General features: G+C 63.1%; 12 protein-coding genes. 3 read left to right on the plus strand and 9 right to left on the minus strand.

The window, feature by feature from the left end; all coding sequences use genetic code 11:
• Positions 1–19: 19 nt before the first annotated feature.
• The 6 genes from ABDB84_RS07665 to ABDB84_RS07690 all read right to left on the minus strand — a co-directional run bounded on the left by ABDB84_RS07665 (position 20) and on the right by ABDB84_RS07690 (position 7,212).
• Positions 20–835 carry a TorF family putative porin gene (locus ABDB84_RS07665; protein WP_345919121.1) on the minus strand — a complete coding sequence of 272 codons (816 nt, stop codon included), beginning with the start codon at positions 833–835 and terminating at the stop codon, positions 20–22.
• Between the two features lie 127 nt (positions 836–962).
• Entirely contained in the window at positions 963–2,399 is a 1,437-nt protein-coding gene (locus tag ABDB84_RS07670) for an APC family permease (protein ID WP_345919122.1), read from the minus strand.
• 57 nt (positions 2,400–2,456) lie between these two features.
• Positions 2,457–3,437: a helix-turn-helix domain-containing protein gene (locus ABDB84_RS07675; protein WP_345919123.1), complete on the minus strand. Its 981-nt coding sequence runs from the start codon at positions 3,435–3,437 to the stop codon at positions 2,457–2,459.
• Positions 3,438–3,538: 101 nt separating this feature from the next.
• Positions 3,539–5,002: an amidase gene (locus tag ABDB84_RS07680; protein WP_345919124.1), complete on the minus strand. Its 1,464-nt coding sequence runs from the start codon at positions 5,000–5,002 to the stop codon at positions 3,539–3,541.
• Positions 5,003–5,041: 39 nt separating this feature from the next.
• Positions 5,042–6,274, minus strand: coding sequence for an MFS transporter (locus ABDB84_RS07685; protein WP_345919125.1), 1,233 nt, complete (start codon positions 6,272–6,274; stop codon positions 5,042–5,044).
• Positions 6,275–6,285: 11 nt separating this feature from the next.
• Positions 6,286–7,212 carry a SphA family protein gene (locus ABDB84_RS07690; protein WP_345919126.1) on the minus strand — a complete coding sequence of 309 codons (927 nt, stop codon included), beginning with the start codon at positions 7,210–7,212 and terminating at the stop codon, positions 6,286–6,288.
• Between the two features lie 232 nt (positions 7,213–7,444).
• Between ABDB84_RS07690 and ABDB84_RS07695 the strand changes: the two genes are divergently transcribed.
• Positions 7,445–8,452, plus strand: coding sequence for a helix-turn-helix domain-containing protein (locus ABDB84_RS07695; protein ID WP_345919127.1), 1,008 nt, complete (start codon positions 7,445–7,447; stop codon positions 8,450–8,452).
• 52 nt (positions 8,453–8,504) lie between these two features.
• Here the strand turns inward: ABDB84_RS07695 and ABDB84_RS07700 are convergent, their stop codons facing one another.
• Together ABDB84_RS07700 and ABDB84_RS07705 are read right to left on the minus strand one after the other, a co-directional pair.
• Positions 8,505–8,870, minus strand: coding sequence for a cupin domain-containing protein (locus ABDB84_RS07700; RefSeq protein WP_345919128.1), 366 nt, complete (start codon positions 8,868–8,870; stop codon positions 8,505–8,507).
• Between the two features lie 31 nt (positions 8,871–8,901).
• The gene (locus ABDB84_RS07705; RefSeq protein WP_345919129.1) at positions 8,902–10,200 is read right to left on the minus strand and encodes an NAD(P)/FAD-dependent oxidoreductase; all 1,299 of its coding nucleotides are present in this window, start codon (positions 10,198–10,200) and stop codon (positions 8,902–8,904) included.
• Positions 10,201–10,512: 312 nt separating this feature from the next.
• Here ABDB84_RS07705 and ABDB84_RS07710 point away from each other — a divergent pair, with 312 nt between their 5' ends.
• On the plus strand, positions 10,513–11,670 hold the full coding sequence (locus ABDB84_RS07710) for a pyridoxal phosphate-dependent aminotransferase (RefSeq protein WP_345919130.1): 1,158 nt from the start codon (positions 10,513–10,515) through the stop codon (positions 11,668–11,670).
• A gap of 25 nt (positions 11,671–11,695) precedes the next feature.
• On the opposite strand, the gene ABDB84_RS07715 is transcribed toward ABDB84_RS07710, so the two are convergent.
• On the minus strand, positions 11,696–13,612 hold the full coding sequence (locus tag ABDB84_RS07715; protein ID WP_345919131.1) for a DUF6600 domain-containing protein: 1,917 nt from the start codon (positions 13,610–13,612) through the stop codon (positions 11,696–11,698).
• Between the two features lie 218 nt (positions 13,613–13,830).
• Here ABDB84_RS07715 and ABDB84_RS07720 point away from each other — a divergent pair, with 218 nt between their 5' ends.
• On the plus strand, positions 13,831–15,327 hold the full coding sequence (locus ABDB84_RS07720; RefSeq protein ID WP_345919132.1) for a CoA-acylating methylmalonate-semialdehyde dehydrogenase: 1,497 nt from the start codon (positions 13,831–13,833) through the stop codon (positions 15,325–15,327).
• The last annotated feature ends 5 nt before the right edge of the window (positions 15,328–15,332 follow it).

Below are 15,332 nucleotides of genomic sequence, written 5' to 3' on the forward strand. Positions count from 1 at the left end.
CCCCGCCCCTTGCGCGGGTTCAGAAGGTTTTGCTCAGTGTCAGGGAGACGCGCGATTTGCCGACGTCATAGGTGTCGCTGAGCTTGTAGTTGGAAGGCGTCTGGTTGAAGAAAGAACTTGCCAGATTGCGGGTCCAGGCGATGTTGGCTGCCCAGTCATTGGCAAAGCGCTTGCCCAGGCTGAGGCGCACATCGGAGAAGTCCGGGTCGGTGGTGCCACCCGCCGTTGGCGTGCTGAGCTTGGCTTTGACGTGCTGGTGGCCGAAGTGCAGCCCGGCTGTGAAGTCTTGCGGCAGCGGAATGTCGGCATTGACTTCGAAGTAGGTCGAGCCCTTGCTCTTGCCGGTGTAGCCCGTTTTGGTATTGAAGCCAAGCAGGTCAGTCAGGCTGTAGCTGAGTTTGGCGCTGAGCCATTTGTAGCTCAGCGCGGCATTGGCTTCGGTGAAGTCGTATTTCTGGCTGTCGAATTGCGCATAGGTGACCTTGTTATAGTTGGCGCCGGGATAGAAAACATGGATCGCACCCAGGACATAGCCGATGTCATCGGTGATCGCGCCGCGATAGCCGCCCGACAGATCGATTTCGGTATGGCCGCCAGCGTATTGCTTGGGGCTGATGTTCGACGCCCACAGGCTGGCGAAGGCGCCGGAAGCGTGAGCGTAATCAATGCTCGCTTGCGCGGCCGGTGATCCCCATGTCTGCGTCATGCCACGGAAAATGTAGTCCGAGGCGTAGGTGGCGGTCATCGTCAGGGCGGGCGGCGTAGCGGCTTCTTCGCCGTGGGCGCTGTGACAGAGCGCAAGCAGCGCGGCGATCAGAATCTTGTTGTGTTGCATGGTGGGGCTCCTTGTGGGTATTGCTGTAGAAATGAAGGCGTTGCAAGGCGCAGCCGTCCCCCGCTGCACGGGCCGCGAGGCCGGTGCAGACAGAGTGCGACTGTGGGTGTGTGGCTGGAGGGCCGCGTCAGGCGACCGACTCGACCAGCTTTTGCAGGCGCGCGTAGCGCGCTGGAAAGACCTGACTGATCAGCCAGGCCAAGCCGTAGCCCAGTGCGGCAGTGCCAAAGACCAGGTAGGGCAGGCTGAAGATGGCGTGCGAATCGCTGCCGCTGAGTACGTTGAGGTTCTCGATCACCTTGATCAGAGCCACGCTGAGGCCGATGGCCGCCAGCGCTGGCGCCAGCTGGCTGCTCCAGAACGATGCCTTGATCTGCGGATGCTGGCGGAAGAACAGGATCACGGCGACCGATACCGCTGCCTGCAGCAACAGGATGGACAGCGTGCAGATCGCCGAGCACCAGGCGAAGACGTGCTGCATCGGATCGAGCGCAGCCAGACCGCAGCCGAGCATCAGCGCAATCATCACCAGGCTTTGCACCAGACTGGCCATCCAGGGCGTGCCGAATTCCTTGTGCGTGCGCGCCAGACCCTGCCACAGAAAGCCGTCACGACTGATCGAGAAGAGATAGCGCGAGATCGTGTTGTGAAAAGCCTGCGTAGCTGCAAACAGGCTGGTGATCAGCAACACCGACATCATCTCGACCGCCCATTGCCCGACATACTGTTCGGTCATCACGAAGATGAAGCGGCCGGGGTCTTTGCCTACGATCTCCAGCAGCGCAGCAGGGCCTGTTGCCTGCACGAAGGCCCAGGACACGAAGGTGAAGAACAGGGTGATCAGCGCCACTGCCAGCAAGGTGGCGCGTGGCACGGCCTTCTCCGGATCGCGGCATTCCTCCGAATAGATGGCAGTTGCTTCGAAGCCGACAAAGCAGCTGATCGCAAAGATCAGGCCGATGCCGATAGCGCCGCTGAAGCTGGCTTGCGGCGTGAATGAGCTGAATTCCAGCGTCCCCGTCGCGCCGCCGTGCACGACGATGCTGAGTGCTGTGAGGATGACAATGCCAACTTCGGCCAGCATCAGGAGGCCCAGCAGCTTTCCGCCGAGCTCGACCTTGGCGACGCCGAGCGCGAGGACCACGCCCAGCATCAGCACGGAACAGATCCACCATGGCATCGCGAGGCCAAAGTGATCGCTGAGGAACATGCTGGTCATGAAGCCGAACATCGCCGCGACTGAAATCTGGATCGCCGTGTAGGCGAGCAGCGCGATCTTCAGGCCGGCGAGGCCGAATTTGGGACCTAGACTCGATGATATATAGGAATAGAAGGCGCCCGCATTGACGACGTGGCGACTCATGGTGACGAAGCCGACGGCAAACAGCGCCAGGATCAAGCCGGCCATCACGTAGATGCCGGGCATGCCGACGCCATTGCCAGCGAGGAAGGCGATGGGCAGCGCGCCGACGATGCCGGTCAGCGGCGAGGCGGCCGCGACGACAAAGAAAACGAGTGACCACAGCCCCAGGCTGTTTTTCTTAAGCTGATTGTTTGAACTCATGACTCACTCCGGTTGGGATGTGAGTTGAGTATGCAGAGCGTGCCGCCCTGATCGATATCAAGAACTGGCGAACATTGCCCTGCTATGCGCCTGCCTGCCCGCGATTTGCGCCGTCATCGATGGCAGTTCATTGAACAGACGTCGATAGTCGGCCGCAAACTGCGACAGATGCCAGAAGCCCCAGTTGCTGGCGATGTCGGCAATGCTTTGCTGCGTGTTGCAGCGCTGCAGATCGCGTCGCACCGCATTGAGCCGTACGATCTTGAGAAAGGCGCCGGGGCTTTCGCCGACGACTTGTTCGAAGCACTCCTGCAAGGTTCTGCGCGAGGTGTGTGTTTGGGCGCAGAGATCCGTTACGGTGATCGGCTCGCCGGCATTCTCGAAGACGAATTTCTGCGCCTTGCCGACCACCTGGCGCGCCTTGTCGCGGCTGAGTTTGCGGCTTGCCTTCTCGCCTGCGATGCAGTGGATCACCAGACCGGAAAGATCGCTGAGAAATTGCTTGCGCGCTTCCTGTTTGGCCAGCTGCAAAGGATGCTCGGCCAGTACGGCGATGGCACTGCCGATGCGCTGGCGCAGAAACTGCGCCTGGTCGGGCGCATGGCGCGTGCTCAGCGGCGGCTCCACGAGTTCTTCATCGAGCAGCAGCAAGGGAATGCTGATCGACAGCAAGGTGCTCGACTGCGGTGTGCTTACTTGCAGCTCGCTGCCACGGTACATGCACATCACGTGATCGAGGCCGATCTGCTCCCCTTGCCAGCGCGCCTCACCGGACAAATGCTCGAATACGCCAAAGCAAATGCTGTCAGGCCGTGCATGGCCACTCTGGAACACCGCCTGCGAGAGTTCTTCCTTGAAAAGCTGGACACCCTCGACCCAGGCTTCACGCAGATGCCCTTCGAAGCTGCCGCGCGAGAGCTGGTCGTAACGCAGCGACCAGTCGCGAATCAGGCGCGACTGGTCAGCGACATCCTTGATTCTGGACGCTGCGCTGTAGTGCAGTGCCGGCGCAGGTGTCTTGTTCAGGTCGTGGCGCATCTTCCATTTTCCAGTACGGAGTTGCGCTGCAAACACAGCGCTCACGCCAGGGAAGAAGCAGGAATTGCGCCACGACGGGCGGTAAGGATGTCCAGCACGCATCAGGCTGTCTCGCGCTGCGCCTTGCAGGCCGATAGCGTGGGCTGTTTGTGCGCCCACGGGCTGGCCAGTTCAAGTTCGCTTGCCAGCGAGAACAGGCTCGCCTCGTCACCGAAAGGCGCAGCGAAATGCACACCGATTGGCAAGCCGGCTGCATTCCAGTGCAGCGGGACCGACATGGCGGGCTGGCCGGTGGCATTGAACAGCGCGGTGATCGGCGAGAAGCTGTGACTTTTCTCGATGAAGTCGTCCAGGCTGGCGTCGTCGCCAACCGACAACTCACCGAGTTTGACCGGCGCCTTGGCGAGCGTTGGGCTTAGGAGGATGTCCACGTCCTGGAAGATCGCTGCAAAGCGTCGGCCAAGCGCGTGAATCCAGTCGACAGCGGCTGCGTACGCGGCGCCACTGACCTGGCCTCTTTCGCGCAAAATCACCCGGGTGGATGCTTCCAGCAAGTCCAGCGGCGCTGTTTGCCCGCTGTGTCGGGCAATCATGTTCATGAGGTTTTGCGTCTGTGCGCCGATGATGGTGAATACCTGCTGATAGAACTCGGTACTGCTGACCGGGAAGCGCATCACTTGCACCTGATGGCCCAGCGACTCGCACAGAGTAGCTGCCGAGCGGACAGCGCTGACGCAGTCGGCATCGCTGTCCCAGCGGTCGCTGTGCTCGATCAAACCGATGCGCAAGCGACGTGACGGACGCTGGCACGCCTTGAGGAAGCTGTCGTGTTGCGAGGGCGCCGCGTAAGGAGCGCCGGGGTCGTCGCCCGCCACGCAGTCGAGCAAGGCGGCGCTGTCGCGAACCGAGATGCTGACGGCATGGTTGATGCCCATGCCCGCCCAGCCTTCGCCGACCAGCGGACCTATTGGCGTGCGGCCACGCGTGGGTTTGAGGCCAAATAGGCCGCAACATGAGGCGGGCACGCGGATCGAGCCACCACCATCGTTGGCATGCGCGAACGGGACGATGCGCGCGGCAACCAGCGCGGCAGCTCCGCCGCTGGAGCCTCCCGGTGTACGCGTTGTATCCCAGGGATTGCGGGTGGCGCCGGACAGGCGTGACTCGGTCGAGAACAGGGCGCCAAATTCCGGTGCGGTGCTGGTGCCTGCAATGATCAAACCCTTGCGACGCAGGCGGCTGACGAACTCGGCGTCAAACGGCGCCGGAACGTCCTTGAACAATAGCGAGCCGTTTTGCATCCGCGCGCCGGCGACCGGCATGAACAGATCCTTGATGAACATGGGCTGGCCGGCTAGGGGGCTGGCCATCAGCGGGGTCTGGCTGACTTCAGCACGTGCGCTGTCGTAGAGCGTTTCGGAAATGGCGTTGAGCTGGGGGTTGAGCGCGGTGGCTGCACTGATGGTGGCCTCCAGCAGCTCGCGTGGGCTCAGCTCGCCACGGCGCAGCAATTCGCCACGTGCGATGCCGTCAAGTGCGGCGATGTCTTGCAGAATGGGGTGCATGTCGATTCGTCCTGAAATTGGAGTGAAGGTTCTGCTGCCTCAGGCCTGTGCCGGCGTGGCCTGCTCGCGTCGGCTGGCGGCCAGCATGGCCCAGGCCACGGCGGTGCCGATGAGTACATAGGCAAACATGTTGATGGCGGCTGGAATCTGCTGCCCAGGCCCGGCCAGCGCGCCGATCAGCAAGGGGCTGGCGAACTGGCCAAGATAGAGGCACGCGGTAAACACGCCGACGCCACGTGCTCGGGCGCGGGCCGATAGCTTGGGCAGCAAGCCGGCCAGTGCATTGGGGACCAGTAGTCCGCCACCGATGCCGTGAATGCTGACTGCAACCAGCACTTGGGCGTAGCTGTGTGCAGTCGCCAGACTCAGCAAGCCGACTGCCAGCAAGATCAGCAGCAAGCTGTTCGTCAGACGACGGCCGAGCTGGCGATAGGCCAGAGGCCACAGCATCGAGCCGGCCAGTGTGGCCAGCAAACCCGTCCCGGCGGATGCGCCGATCAAGGTAGTGGACGTCACGCCGATATGCACCAACAAGCCGGGTGTCTGTACCGGGACGATGAAACTGCCGATCATGCCGATGAGGGCCAGCAGTCCGGCGCTCAGCACCGGAGCGGCGACGCCCGGCGCAGTTGCGCTGGCCATCTCGACTTGCGTATCAGCTTGGTGCTGCGCGGGCTGGCGTGTCGGCTCCCACAATGTCATGGCCATCAGTGGCAGTAGCAACAGGGGTAGCAGGTACAAGTAGAAAGGTGCGCGCCAGGAGAGCTCGCCCGCCGCTCCGCCGAGTACGAAAAACAGGCTGCCAACAAGGCTGATCGCGACGACTTGCAGATTGATGTAGCGCTGCTGCTGTGCGCCCTTCCAGTAATCGCCGATCAAGGTCGTGCAGCAGGTCATGATGGCTGCCTCGGCCAGCCCGAAGATCAGACGGGACCCCAGAATCTCGTTCAGGGAGTGCAGCAGTGCAGGGGCTACGCCGGCGATCACATAGATCAGCGTGGCCAGCATCAGCAGCGTTTTGCGGCCGATGCGATCCGATAACCAGCCCGCCAGCGGCGCAAACAGCGCAATGGCGAGTGCGGGTCCGGTTGCGACGAGTGGCAGCAGCATGGCTGTCTCGGGGGAGTTCACCAGTTCGCTCGCCATTTTGGGTAAAACGGGCGCGACCATGACCGCACCCATGATGCTCAGGCTGCTGCCCAGCAAAATCGCCAGCGCTTGTTTGGGGCCGGCGACGCGTTCGGCGCCCGGAGAGTTTTTCGCTTCATGCATGCTGGTTCCCCTCAGAATGAATACGCCACGCGAGCGGCGACCGTGTAGCCGGCGGAGCGGTTGGCGACATTGAATTCTTTGTAGGCATGCAGCCAGAGCAGCGGTTTGCCAGGCTCGAAGAAGCTGATGGCCGGGCCGATGGCGAGTGCCCTGGCTCGATTGCCCGAACTCAGGCCAGGCGAGGAGTCATCGCTGATCTGTTGGTACCAGTAACCACCCAGCCCGAGCGTGTAGGCGCCAAGGTGCTGACCTGCGGCAAACTCCTGCTTGTACTCGATGCCACTGCGATAATTGGTGGCGTTGTTGCGCGTATTGATGTCCAGCTCAAGATTGCTGGACAGCTCGAAGCCGCCCTGGCTGATATAGGTGACGCCCATGGTGGGGCCGTAAGTCCAGTGATTGCTGCCCGGATTGACCAGACGGTTCTTGTCGTAGTCGCCGGTCGGCGCCTGAATCTGCAGACTGAGGTTGGTGTGCACGCTGGGCGTGTGCCACTGGATGATCAGGGGTTGAACCTGGATATCGCCCAGCTCTGCCGCCTGACCGGAGAACCCCAGTTTACCAACCGGTGTTGCGACGCTGAAACGGGCATCCATATCCAGAAAAGGCACTACGGTGCCAAAGCCGATATTGCCGCCCAGCCATTGCGTCGTGCTCATGCGCACATAAGCAATTGCTGCGGTTTTAACTGTCAGCTTGAAGTCGTCGAGTGCGGAATTTCCTTGCGCATTGTTGTTGCGTTTGCTGCTGTAGTATGACGTTCGTATTCCAACTGTGCCCAGGCCATCAGTTGCTTGAGGCATGAATCCCGCACCAAAGTCATATACACCGAAGGGCGTTGTGGGCCCATTTTCTGTTGCATGCGCTTGGGCCGCCATACACAGCACAGCCAGGGATATTGCGGTGCGTGTGGCACCACGATTGAGCAGTTGGGTCATTCTCATTTCCTCGTCTGATCGCACTGATGTGCAAGGTGAGGAAAGTATGGGAGTGCCGCCGCGCGCCAAATATCCGCTTTTGGCCAGGGCTTTATCCACTTTCGGCACAAATTGCGATGCGCGGCTTGTCTGAGCGCAAGTCCCGGCAAGCTTGGTACGGAGTTCGCTTGAATATGGCCGGTGAGAAACGATCAGGGCCGGCAATGCGCTGCAATGGCCGAGAGGAGCAAACATGAATGAAACGCTGACATCGCCGAAGCAGAGCTGGTCCGCACGGTTCGGTCATGAAGTCGTGCGCGAAACGCATTCGGCAGATGCCGAGGAGCATGCACGCGGCTTGCGCGGTTGGCAGTTGAGCTTCGATCAGCTGGCGGCCGGCCGCTTCAGGGCGCATTGCCTGGAGTTCATGCTCGACCATATGCAGCTCGTGCATGAGCACACAAATTTGAGTCTGGGCAAGGCAGGCCAGGCGATCGAGGGGAGTGTGGTGTTCAGCTTGCCACTGGCGGCCGATGGCGAAGGCGCCTGTTCCGGGCGTCGCCTGGGGATACCCAGCGTTCTGCTTGCTGATGGTGCTGCCTTGCCCGAGGTGCGCACGCCCGATGCGCTGGAGCTCGTGTATATCGCCATTGAGCGGGGGTTTCTCGTCGAGGCCGCGCACTGTCGTGGTTTTGATGGATTGCCGAAACTGCTAGCCGGGACCAGCTTTCTGGAATTGCCGCTGAGCAAGGCGCGCTTGCTCAGCGACAGGCTGCGCCATCTGCTGGAGCAATTACAGCAGGCAAGGCCGTATCTGCATCTGCAGAGTTTGCGTCAGCAGGTCGAGCAAAAGGTGCTCGATATTCTCCTGTTTACGCTCTATGACGCTGAGCGCGTGCAGATGCTGGCGCTGGATCGCTCCCAGAAGCTGGTCAGCCGTGCGCGCTGTGTTGCGCTCGAAACTCCCGCCTTTCCGCCCGGCATTGACGAGCTGTGTCGACGCATCGGGGTGAGCCGGCGCAAGCTGCAAAATTGCTTTCAGCAGAGCCTTGGCCTCAGCCCTGCGCAGTACTTGAAGACCATCCGCTTGAATGCGGTTCGTCGGGATCTGCGCAAGCAGCCAGCCGCGCGTGTGGGTGATATTGCGGCGAACTGGGGCTTCTGGCACGCCGGCCGTTTTTCGGCGGAGTACCGTGAGTTGTTTGGCGAGCTGCCCTCCGTCACGCTGACGCAGCATCCCGGCGGCTTTGGCAAAGCATGAGGGCCGGTCGGCTTGCTGCCGTACCGGCCCTGCGTGAAGCGTGAGTAATGCCTCAGACTGCCGCGAAGTAATGCTTCATGAACAGCGGGCTGTCGATTTCCCAGATGACTTCCGTACCTTTGGTGACGAACCAGCTGTCGCCGACGCCGTAGCTGCGCGATTCGCCACTGGTGACATCGGTGAGTTTGACGCTGCCTTGCACGACGGTGGCTTGTTCGTTGAACGGATAGGTCATGCGGAAGCTGCCCTGGCTGGCGGCAAAATAGCCGGCGGAGACGGGGTCGGTCGGTGCGCCGAAGGTGCCGAGCGCCCAGGCTTGTACGTCGCCGCTGAGCACCGTTGAGCCGAGGTTCTCGACCGAGCCGATGGCGTGCATGTCTTGTACTGCAAGGGTGAGAGAGATGGGTGTAAAGCTCATGTTGTCCTCTTGTGGGTGAATGTCATTGTGTTCAGCGGCGACCGCTCCAGTAGCCCGCCAGTTGATGCCAGACCTTGCCGGCCGAGACGATGGCTGGACGCAGCTGATCTTTGGCGGGAATCGGTGCGCGGGGCACCGAACTGATCAGCGTGTAGCGTGACGAACCTTCGGCCATGCCTTCGGCGAGAATCTTGCAGATGATGTGGCTTGGCGTAACGCCGAAGCCGGAATAGCCCTGTACGTAGAACACATTGTTGTGCTGCGGCAGGGAACCGATCTGCGGGAACAGATTCGGGCTGCAGGCCATCGGGCCACCCCAGGCCAGGTCGATCTTGACCTGATCGAGGTAGGGAAAGACCTTGAGCATCAGGGCGCGATTCCAGGCCTTCAGATCGCGCGGGATATGCTCGATCAGCGGCGTTGCGGCACCGAACAGCAGGCGGTTCTCGCGTGTCACGCGGTAATAGTCGATGACGGGACGGATGTCGCTGTAGGCCCCACGAATCGGGCTGATCTGTTCGATCAGCGCATCGGACAGCGGCTCGGTCATGCACTGGAAGGCATAGGTGTTGATCGTTGTCTTGTGCAGCGAGGGCTCCATGCCGTTGAGAAAGCTGTCGCATGCCCACAGCATCTTGTTGGCCCTGACACTGCCTTTGGCCGTACGCACCGTGATGCGATCGCCGTAGCTCACTTCGACGGCCGGCGAATGCTCAAAGATCTGCACGCCGTGCGAGGCCAGCGCCTTGGCTTCGCCCAGCAAGAGATTGAGCGAATGCACGTGGCCACCGCCCATGTGCAGCAGCGCGCTGCCATAGACCTCGGAGCCGATGATGCTGCGCACTTCGGCGCCTTCCATGTAGCGGATCTCGTGTGGCGAACCGAGCGACTTGAACTCCTTCTCCCAGGTGCGCAGGGTCTTCGCCTGGCGCCCGTTGAAGCCCAGATAGGCGTAACCATGGCAGAAGTCGGCGTCGATGCCATATTTCGCGATGCGCGCCTTGATGATGTCCGCGCCTTGGTCGCTGATCTCGAAGATCGCGCGCACACCTTCTTCGCCGACGTCCTTCTGGATCTTGCTCAGATCGTGGCCGATGCCGGCCATGATCTGGCCGCCATTGCGCCCCGTGCCGCCAAAGCCCAGGTAGCGTGCTTCCAGCACGGCGATATTGGTGATGCCGCGCTCGGCCAGTTCCAGTGCGGTATTGATGCCGCTGAATCCACCGCCAATCACGACGACGTCAACGTCGATGTCCTTCTCCAGGCTGGGGAAGTCGAGGTGGTATTTCTTGGTCGCGGTGTAATAGGTCGCTGTCTCGATATTGATCATGGTTATCCGTGCACGCCGTGTGCATCTCCGTCGTTCAATGCTGCTGAAGTTCCACGCGTACCGATTCATGGCGTGGGCTAGGCATCAGTCGTCCGCGCTGGCCCTGCCTGGTCGGCACGGCTGCACAGGCGGCTGAGCATCGTTGAAGGCATTGTTGAGGGCGACGGCGCACAGGCGGTATCGAAAACTGGCGGAATTTGCGTGCTGCCTCCGCGTGGCACTCCATGCGAAGCGTGGCCGGCTGATCTGTATCCAGAAGTGCGTCTGCGCCTTGCCGTAAAATGCGCGCTGTCCTTGCAGCAAGGAAAGACCGTGTCCCAGCACATTGCGCAGCGCGCACGCAACATCCCGCCCTTTCATGTCATGGAGCTTCTGGCACGTGCCCAGGCGCTGCAGGCGCAGGGGCGCGACATCATCCACATGGAGGTTGGCGAGCCGGACTTTCCGCTGGCGCCGACCATTCTTGAGGCGGCGCAGCGTTATCTCGCCCAGGGCCGCGTCGATTACACGCCGGCGGCAGGGCTGCCCGCGCTGCGCGAGGCGATTGCCCGGCACTATGCCGAACGCTTTGGCGTGGCAGTGTCGCCCGAGCGCATCCTGGTGACCGCCGGCGCATCCGGCGCGTTGATGCTGGCGCATGCCTTGCTCACCGAGCCCGGCGATCACTGGCTGCTGCCCGATCCCGGTTATCCCTGCAATCAGCAGTTCGTGCGTGCTTTCTCGGGGCTGCCACAGGCCTTGGCTGTCGATGCCAGCAGCGCCTTCCAGCCGCGTGCCGATCAGGTCGCGGCGGCATGGACGGCGCAGACACGCGGCATCATGCTGGCCAGCCCGGCCAATCCCACCGGCACCTTGATCGCGCCGGCCGAGCTGGCCCGCATTCATGCTCTGGTGAAGGCGCGTGGCGGCAGCTTGCTGGTCGATGAAATCTATCAGGGGCTCAGCTACGGGACGGCGCCGAGCACTGCGCTGAGTCTTGGTGAGGATGTCTTCGTCATCAACAGCTTTTCGAAATACTTCGGCATGACTGGCTGGCGCCTGGGCTGGCTGGTTGCGCCACAAGCCTGCGTGCGGGATCTGGAACGGCTCGCCCAGCACTACACGATCTGCGCCTCGGCGCCGGCCCAGCACACCGCGCTGGCGGCCTTTAGTGCCGAGAGCACGGCGATCTTTGAGGCACGCCGTGCCGAGCTGGACGTGCGCCGCCGGCTGCTGCTCGATGGTCTGGAAGCGCTGGGCTTGCAGGTGCCAGCACGGCCCGAGGGCGCGTTCTACGCCTGGGCCGATGTCAGTGCGGTGGCGGCAGACGCCGCTGTGCTGGCGCGGCGTTTTCTCGAAGACGCCGGCGTGGCTACTACGCCGGGCATCGATTTCGTCCGCCGTCAGCCTGAGCGCTGGCTCCGGCTGGCCTACACCACCGAAGTCGGGCGCATCGAGGAAGCCTTGCGCCGCATGCGAAGCGTGCTCTGAGCGCGCTTGCCCCTATTGCGGGCAATCAGTTAAACGGGCGCGGCGCGCGTTCGTCCGGCTTGCGCGCATTGCCGCGTTGTTCAGCGCCGGGGGCTGCCGGCGGTGCGGCCACTGGGGCCGGTGTGGCGCCAGGTGCTGGCGCTGGTGTACGCGGTGTGTCGGGCTGGGTCTGCATGCGGCGTACGCCTTGCTCCGGTGCGCGTTCGATCAAGCGCTCATTGGAACGATCTTCGCGGATCGATTCCATGCGTGGCACGCTGCGGCGTTCTTCCGGCTGGCGGATCTCGACGCGGCGTTCGCTCTGCGGGATTGCCGGCGTGAAGCCGGGTGCCGGCGCTGCGCTGGGGGCCGGTGCCACGCGTGGCGGCGGCGCGCTGATCGGCGCAGCAGCCGGGGCGCGCTCACGCTGCGGCTCTGCACGACGCTCCGGCGTGCGTGGTGATTCTTCATCGCGCGGTGCCCGCTCATTGCTGCGTGGCGCGACAAAGCCCGGTTCGGCGCGACGCGGCTGGACCTGCTCGCGTGCAGGCTGGCGCTGATCTGCGGCAGGGCTGCGCTCGTTCATCACCGGCAGGCGGAACAGCTGCGCCGGCGGCAGCTCGCGTGCTTGCGGCGCATTGCCGCGCAGGCTGTCACGCGACGGGCGCAGCGGCAGCCGCTCCTGTACCGGCAGTTGGTTGAAATCGCGCTCGCGCAAGGCCGGCTGTACGCCCGGCCGCGCCGGCACGCCGCGCAGGAAGTCGCGCTCGGGCATCACCGCAATCGCGTGTGGAATGCGCTGGTTGATGTAGCTACCCGGATTGCGGTCAAGTCGGATGAAAGGATTGATGCGTTCGACATAGCGTGTGTCGCGTGTGTAGGCCGGACGATACGCTTCGTTGGGGCCCAGTGCGAACCAGGCAATGCCGGGCTGTCCGCTGCTCAGCGAAACACTCCAGCTACCATTGCGTGCGCCGACGAAGGCAACCAGGGCCGGCGCGTAAACCGGGCGTCGCACCACCGGTCCGGGCACCCAGCCCCAGCGCTCGCCAAAGCGCGCCCAGCGGCCGTAGTGGAAGGGCGCAAAGCCCCAGGCGGCATCATCGATCCAGGTCCAGCCCCAGGGCTCGATCCACGCCCAGTGCCCGGCATGGTAGGGCGCCCAGCCCACGGGGACGGCACGCGGCAGCCACACTGCGCCATAGCCATCGAACTGACTCCAGTCGCCGTATTCGTCGAGCTCCTGATAGCCGGGCATGTCGCGCGACACGTAGCGCGCACTCGGCGAGGCATCGTCGCGGGCATCGCGCTGTGCCACCCAGTTGTCGAAATCATCGCGCGGGCCAAGGCCGCCGCTCTCGCGCATCAGCAGGTCCTGCCCTTCAAAGCGCACGCGCTGACCCGCCGCCAGTTGCACGGATGGGCGGGACGTATCCTCGGTGTAGGCCGCACCGCGACCACGGCGCAGACTCAGGCTGGTGCTGTTGCGTTCGTTGTCGACGTCGAAGCGGTAGTCGCCACTGGCTTTGACGGTGAAGCCGAAATTGGGCGTGTCGACCTCGATGTATTCATTGTCCGGGTAGTCGCGCACGCGTAGTGCCAGGCTGCCGCTGCTGAGCTTGAGTTTGAGATCTTCGTCACCCAGGTAGAGGATCTGCAGCGCAGTGCCACCAGCCAGGCGCAGCGCGGTCGAGCCGACATGCAGTTCGGCGCGGCCGCCCGGTGCAACCCACAGCCTGTCGCCCGCGGTCAGCGGACGGTTGAGCAGCGCAGCCGACCATTTGTCCTGATCGCCCGGCGCGAAGCTGACGTTGCCGGCGATATAGCCCAACCTGGCAACGCGTGCTGGCGGCGGGCTGTCGTCTTCGCGCTCGGCTGCCGGGGCCGCATTGACCAGGCAGAGCAGGGACAGCAGGCCCAGCACCAGGGCGAGCAGGCGGATGGGCAAAGCCTTGTTGTTCATGATCAGTCTCCTGTGGGCGTTGCAGGCCGTGTGCGAGGCGTGCGCGCTAATTATCGTGCTATCGCGGCGCTCACAGGTATTCCCAGCCTCAGCCAGATGTAACAGTTGGTAATGCCGGGCATGCATTCGTCGGCTGAAGATGATGCTTATTCTGTTTGCGCAACCCGGCGCCCGGCACGCCCTGCCACAATGACGTGCTTCCGCTTCTCAAGGAACGCATGATGGAACAGATCACCCACTTCATTGCCGGCCAGCGCGACGCCGGCAGCAGCACCCGCAGCAGCCCGGTGTTCAACCCCGCCAGTGGCGAGCAGATTGCGAAAGTGCTGTTGGCCGATCAGGCCGATGTGGAACGTGTTGTCGCCAGTGCCAAGGCGGCGCAGCGCGCCTGGGGTGATACTTCGCCGCTGCGCCGTGCGCGCGTGATGTTCAAATTCAAGGAGTTGCTCGAACTGCATCAGGCCGAGCTGGCCGCGATCATCAGCCGCGAGCACGGCAAGGTGCAGAGCGATGCGTTCGGCGAGGTGACGCGCGGGCTCGAAGTGGTGGAGTTCGCTTGCGGCATGCCGCACCTCATCAAGGGCGAGTTTTCCGACCAGGTTGGTACTGGCGTAGACAGCTACAGCCTGCGCCAGCCGCTGGGTGTGGTGGCAGGTATCACGCCCTTCAACTTCCCGGCCATGGTGCCGCTGTGGATGCTGCCGGTGGCACTGGCTTGCGGCAATGCCTTCATTCTCAAGCCTTCCGAGCGTGATCCCTCAGCCAGCCTGTTCCTTGCCGATCTGCTCAAGCAAGCTGGCTTGCCCGACGGGGTGTTCAGTGTTTTGCAGGGCGACGCTGAGGCGGTCAACGCGCTGTTGGTGCACCCGGATATCGCCGCGATCAGCTTTGTCGGCTCGACGCCCATTGCGCGCCATATCTACGCCACCGCGACCGCACACGGCAAGCGCGTGCAGGCGCTCGGCGGTGCCAAAAACCATCTGGTGGTGATGCCGGATGCCGATCTCGACCAGGCCGTCGACGCCTTGATGGGCGCGGCTTACGGCTCGGCCGGCGAGCGCTGCATGGCGATCTCGGTTGCAGTGGCAGTCGGCGATGTGGCCGACGCGCTGGTCGCCAGGCTCGCCGACAAGGCGCGCGCGCTGCGTGTTGGGCCCGGTGACGATGCGGCTTCCGAAATGGGCCCTCTGGTTACGCGTCAGCACTGTGACAAGGTGCGTGGCTATGTCGACGCCGGTGTGGCGGAAGGAGCGGAGCTGGTGGTGGATGGCCGTGCGCTCAGCGTCGCTGGCCATGAAGCGGGCTTCTTCCTTGGTGCCTGCCTGTTCGACAAGGTCAGGCCTGAGATGAGTCTGTGGCGCGAGGAAATCTTCGGCCCGGTGCTGGCCGTGGTGCGCGTGCCGGACTTTGAAGCGGCGCTGTCGCTCATCGGCGAACACGCCTATGGCAATGGCGTCGCGCTGTTCACGCGTGATGGCGACTGCGCGCGCGAGTTCGTGCGCCGCGTCGAGATCGGCATGGTCGGCGTCAATGTACCGATCCCGGTGCCGATGGCCTTCCACAGCTTTGGTGGCTGGAAGCAATCGATGTTCGGCGATCACTCCATGCACGGCATGGAAGGCGTGCGCTTCTACACGCGCCTGAAAACCGTTACCAGCCGCTGGCCGACCGGGATTCGCTCCGGTGCGGAATTCACCATGCCGACCATGAAGTAAAGCGG

The sequence above is a fragment of the Uliginosibacterium sediminicola genome, from assembly GCF_039631295.1.
Classification (GTDB): domain Bacteria; phylum Pseudomonadota; class Gammaproteobacteria; order Burkholderiales; family Rhodocyclaceae; genus Viridibacterium; species Viridibacterium sediminicola.

Excerpts from the sequence above, each read along its gene's own strand:
- ABDB84_RS07665 (WP_345919121.1), bottom strand. The coding sequence starts at position 835 with ATGCAACACAACAAGATTCTGATCGCCGCGCTGCTTGCGCTCTGTCAC.
- ABDB84_RS07670 (WP_345919122.1), bottom strand. The coding sequence starts at position 2,399 with ATGAGTTCAAACAATCAGCTTAAGAAAAACAGCCTGGGGCTGTGGTCA.
- ABDB84_RS07675 (WP_345919123.1), bottom strand. The coding sequence starts at position 3,437 with ATGCGCCACGACCTGAACAAGACACCTGCGCCGGCACTGCACTACAGC.
- ABDB84_RS07680 (WP_345919124.1), bottom strand. The coding sequence starts at position 5,002 with ATGCACCCCATTCTGCAAGACATCGCCGCACTTGACGGCATCGCACGT.
- ABDB84_RS07685 (WP_345919125.1), bottom strand. The coding sequence starts at position 6,274 with ATGCATGAAGCGAAAAACTCTCCGGGCGCCGAACGCGTCGCCGGCCCC.
- ABDB84_RS07690 (WP_345919126.1), bottom strand. The coding sequence starts at position 7,212 with ATGACCCAACTGCTCAATCGTGGTGCCACACGCACCGCAATATCCCTG.
- ABDB84_RS07695 (WP_345919127.1), top strand. The coding sequence starts at position 7,445 with ATGAATGAAACGCTGACATCGCCGAAGCAGAGCTGGTCCGCACGGTTC.
- ABDB84_RS07700 (WP_345919128.1), bottom strand. The coding sequence starts at position 8,870 with ATGAGCTTTACACCCATCTCTCTCACCCTTGCAGTACAAGACATGCAC.
- ABDB84_RS07705 (WP_345919129.1), bottom strand. The coding sequence starts at position 10,200 with ATGATCAATATCGAGACAGCGACCTATTACACCGCGACCAAGAAATAC.
- ABDB84_RS07715 (WP_345919131.1), bottom strand. The coding sequence starts at position 13,612 with ATGAACAACAAGGCTTTGCCCATCCGCCTGCTCGCCCTGGTGCTGGGC.
- ABDB84_RS07720 (WP_345919132.1), top strand. The coding sequence starts at position 13,831 with ATGATGGAACAGATCACCCACTTCATTGCCGGCCAGCGCGACGCCGGC.